Genomic DNA, 1095 nt, shown 5'->3' on the forward strand with positions numbered 1-1095 from the left:
GGCTTTGTTGCATGAAAGTGGCGATCGCAAATTACTCCCACAAGAGGGGAGGCTAAATGTCTACTTGATAACTTTCGGGTTTACCATTCTGTATCATGCGGTTAAGCATAGCGCATTGAATGAATAACTCCACTGCTTGGTTGTCAAACAATCGTCTCCTCAACTTACCCCCGAATCAAGCTTTGAGTCTGAACATTGTAGTTTCTGATAGAGAACGCCTGTGGTAGCCACTTTCATGCTTCCACTTCTTTCGCCCACAGATGCGAATGCGTCTGAGATTTTCATCTCTAGGATGGGGAGTACCTCTACAGTTACCATGTTGCCAAATCACTGCGTTTTTTCGTGGCGGAATGGTGATTTTAGCTCCTTTCTGACGAGCTTTTTCATAGCACTTGCACTTGTCGTATGCTCCATCACCCGATACTTGTGCTATTTCACCTTCTACTCCATCAAGCAAGTCACAGAACACTTGGTCGTCACTAATATCGTTGGTTGTTACTACAGCAGCAACTATTTCTCCTGTAGCTTCATTTACTCCTAGATGTAGTTTACGCCATGTCCTACGTTTACCTATACCGTGAATTCTGGTCTTCCATTCCCCAACGCCCATATACTTTAACCCCCGTAGAATCTACTACTAAGTGAATCCCTTCTCCCTTTGGCATCACTGGTATAGTAATGTTTAACTTCCCGATCCTACGAGATACAGTGCTATGCAAAAAGGTACAGGTAAGTCTAGTTCCATCAAACTAAATATAGATTCGACAAATCCTTCTGTTTGTCGTCCTGCTAATCCAAATAAGCTACTCAGGGAGACCATTAATTCAATAGCCACATCACTATAAGTATTCGATGCTCCCCTACGTCCTGTTTTCTGTTGGCTTACCCACTGCTCTATTACTTCAGGACTGAGCCAAAATGTCAGGCTACCTCTTTGCTTTAGGGAAGCATCATATTCAGACCAGTTACTAACCCGGTACTTGGACTTAGACTTGGACTTGGACTTGGACTTACTCATATCTACTTTGGTGTAGGTTTTTCGTGCCATGCACTATTATTTTTACCCTATTTCCTTCCTTTGTGCAACAAAGCCAT

3 protein-coding genes are annotated in these 1095 nt (G+C 43.0%); all 3 read right to left on the reverse strand.

All coding sequences use genetic code 11. From position 1 onward, the window contains the following. Window positions 1-175: 175 nt before the first annotated feature. From F6K40_RS40445 to F6K40_RS40450, 3 genes are read right to left on the reverse strand one after another with little or no spacing between them, the layout of a single operon-like run. The gene (locus F6K40_RS40445) at window positions 176-610 is read right to left on the reverse strand and encodes an IS5 family transposase (RefSeq protein WP_293146043.1); all 435 of its coding nucleotides are present in this window, start codon (window positions 608-610) and stop codon (window positions 176-178) included. Further along, window positions 567-665 (reverse strand): hypothetical protein, encoded by a 99-nt coding sequence (locus tag F6K40_RS41275; RefSeq protein ID WP_365674510.1) that lies wholly within the window; start codon window positions 663-665, stop codon window positions 567-569. The genes F6K40_RS40445 and F6K40_RS41275 overlap by 44 nt, the downstream gene beginning before the upstream one ends. Before the next feature lie 17 nt (window positions 666-682). Further along, on the reverse strand, window positions 683-1048 hold the full coding sequence (locus F6K40_RS40450; protein ID WP_293146046.1) for a transposase: 366 nt from the start codon (window positions 1046-1048) through the stop codon (window positions 683-685). Window positions 1049-1095 lie beyond the last annotated feature (47 nt).

Source organism: Okeania sp. SIO3I5 (assembly GCF_010672085.1).
GTDB lineage: Bacteria > Cyanobacteriota > Cyanobacteriia > Cyanobacteriales > Microcoleaceae > Trichodesmium.